The sequence below is a fragment of the Frankia sp. AiPs1 genome, from assembly GCF_023716945.1.
In the GTDB taxonomy this organism is placed as follows: Bacteria; Actinomycetota; Actinomycetes; order Frankiales; family Frankiaceae; genus Frankia.
In genome coordinates, this window is the sequence record NZ_JAMQQF010000723.1 from 1 (window position 1) to 2,500 (window position 2,500).

Annotated in this window: 2 protein-coding genes and 1 pseudogene; 1 reads left to right on the forward strand and 2 read right to left on the reverse strand. The window is 76.6% G+C overall.

Going from position 1 to position 2,500, the window contains the following annotated elements:
* Positions 1 to 1,310: serine/threonine-protein kinase (locus ND748_RS29945; RefSeq protein ID WP_374216074.1), on the reverse strand; the 1,310-nt coding region annotated here is incomplete at its 3' end.
* Positions 1,311 to 1,373: 63 nt separating this feature from the next.
* On the reverse strand, positions 1,374 to 2,087 hold the full coding sequence (locus ND748_RS29950) for a hypothetical protein (RefSeq protein WP_251749564.1): 714 nt from the start codon (positions 2,085 to 2,087) through the stop codon (positions 1,374 to 1,376).
* Here ND748_RS29950 and ND748_RS29955 point away from each other — a divergent pair.
* Positions 2,077 to 2,500 (forward strand): annotated as a pseudogene (locus tag ND748_RS29955) (hypothetical protein); the annotation flags it as partial. The gene ND748_RS29950 and the pseudogene ND748_RS29955 overlap by 11 nt on opposite strands.

Here is a 2,500-nt window from a genome sequence, read left to right on the forward strand (position 1 = left end):
CCCGCCTGGCGCGCGCCCACGCCGCCGCGGGACTCGGCCTCGGTCCAGACCGTGACGAGGCCGTCGGTGACATCCGCCGGCGTCGTCTGCCACCGCTCGGCCGGCTGCCAGACGGGATGCTGGCCCGACGGGGACGCCTCCCCGGACGGCCCGGACGATGCGGGCCCCGTCCTCGCGGCCGGCGGGCCGGACCGAGCACCGCGGTCGCCCCGGTCGGCGGGCGTCAGGGAGCCGGAGAAGTCGGCGCGCGCGGGCGTCGGCGGGAAGTCGGGCGGCGGCCCGACAGGCGGATGATCCGTGATGGGGGTGACGGGGGTGAGGGGGTCCGCGGCGACCGAAGTGGGGGGCGGCCGGGTGCCCCGCGGGGTGGTGTTCAGCGGCCGGATGAGCGCGGTCACCTCGGACAGCGACAGCGGCGGCTGCGGCACCGCGACCGGCGCGTCGGCACGCAGGTCGAGCAGCCGGGCGTAGAGCTCCTCGGCGCGCGGCCGGTCCGCGGCGACCTTGCGCATCGCCTCCTCGACGAGCGGGCGCAGGCTGTCCTCGAACCCGTCGAGCGTGGGCGGGTCGTTCACGGTCCGGAACAGCAGCCCGGGCGTCGGGCCGCCGCCGAACGGGTAACGGCCGGTGCCGGCGTAGATGAGGACGCCGCCCCAGGCGAAGACGTCCGCCGCCGAGGTGATGGGCTCGCCCTTGGCCTGCTCGGGCGCCATGAAGGCGGGCGTCCCGAGCTGGCGGTCCCCGCCATGGTCGAGATCGAGCCTGGTGGCGGTGTCCAGGGCCCGGGCGATGCCGAAGTCGATGACCTTGGGGCCGAGCCGGGACAGCAGGATGTTCGACGGCTTGAGGTCGCGGTGCACGATGCCGGCCCGGTGGATGGCCATCAGGGCGGTCGTCATGCTCACGGCGAGCTGGTGCAGCTCCGCCGTGTTCAGCGGGCCGCGTCCCACCACCGCCTCGGCGAGCGTCGGACCGTCGACGAACTCGGTGATCAGGTACGGCTGCTCGGCGGTGATGTCGACGTCGAGGACCGCGGCGGTGCAGAACCGAGCCACCCGGCGGGCGTTGTCGGCCTCCTGCTTCAGCCGTGCCCGGAACTCGGCGAGGCGGGCGAGGTCCGGCCGGATCAGCTTGACGGCCACCTGCCCGCCGTCGGGGTTCAACCCCAGGTAGACCGTGCCCATGCCGCCCGCCCCGAGCCGGCGCAGCAGGCGGTAGGGGCCGACCTGGGTCGGCTCCCCGGACCCCGGCCCGGAACGGTGGTCGTGCGCGCCGTCGGCGGCGGCGCCGTGACCGGATGGGTGGGGCATCGGTGCGTCACTCCCGCCCTGGTCGTCGAGGAAGCCGGCCAAGGCTCGGCCGGCGGCTAGCGGCTAGCGGCGCTGCGCCCTGGCCCGCCGCCGCCCCCGAGCCGCGAGCTGGTAGTGCACGGCCAGGAAGGACAGCGCGAGGAACAGCGGCAGCAGGACCGAGGACGCCGTCGCGCTGGTGTCCGCGGAGACGAGCACCATGTCGATGCCGGCGTCGAGGTCCTTGCCGCAGTCCGCCCTGACCGCGCGGTAACCCGGCCTGAAGCTGGCGAACTGGACCACCGTCTCGAAGGTACCGGCCTGGTCGGCGACGGCCCGCCCGACGAGTTCGCCGCCGGCCGTGAGCACGGCCGGCGCCCCGGGTCGGCAGCCGGCGCCGCGGGCGAACAGGGTGTCCCCCGCGGTGACGACGGTCCGGTCGAACAGCAGCTCACCGGGTTGCGCCTCCCGCGCCACCGGGGTGCCGACGGGTGGTTCCGGCGCCCCGGGAGGGAGCACCGAGGTGCACGTTCCCAGCACCCGGACCGTGCCCTTGGCGCAGCGCGGCGGCGCCGGGACGGCACACTGCTCGTCGAGCGGCACCGCGACGCCTCCCGGGCACAGCCGCCGCCCGGCCGGGCAGTCCAGTGTCGCCGCCCGCACCGAACCGTCCCAGCAGACGACCGGTACCGGCGGTGACGGCGTCGGCGCCGGGCATGCCTCGCCCACCGGCACGCCGACCGGCGAGCCGGCGCAGAACCGCTGCGTCAGCGGGCACTGATCGGCGGTGGCTCGCACCGACCCGTCCGGGCAGGTCACCGAGGCGGCGTGGGGCGATGGCGAACCGCTGGTCGGCGTGGGCCCGGCCGGGTCGGTTCGGGTGGCGGTCGGCCCCGGGCAAGCAGTGGCCGCCGCTGCCCGCCCGTGGGGGCGGGCGGGGGCCGAGCTCACGCAGGATGTCTGCTCGTCGCAGCCCGGTGCCGGCGACGGTCCGACGGCGCACGGGATGGAACATGCATCGTCGGACAGCTCGTCCTCGACGACGGCGGCGCCCGCGGGTGCGGGTGCCGCGCTGCAGGACAGCGGCGGAGCGTGGCAGCTTCCGGCGGGGACGCCGGGGGCCGGCGAGAGGCAGGGCAACGGGGTGGGTCCGCAGGCCTCGCGCGAGCCGGCGGTCGAGCCCGGCAGGCATGGCGCCGCCAGCGTGGGAC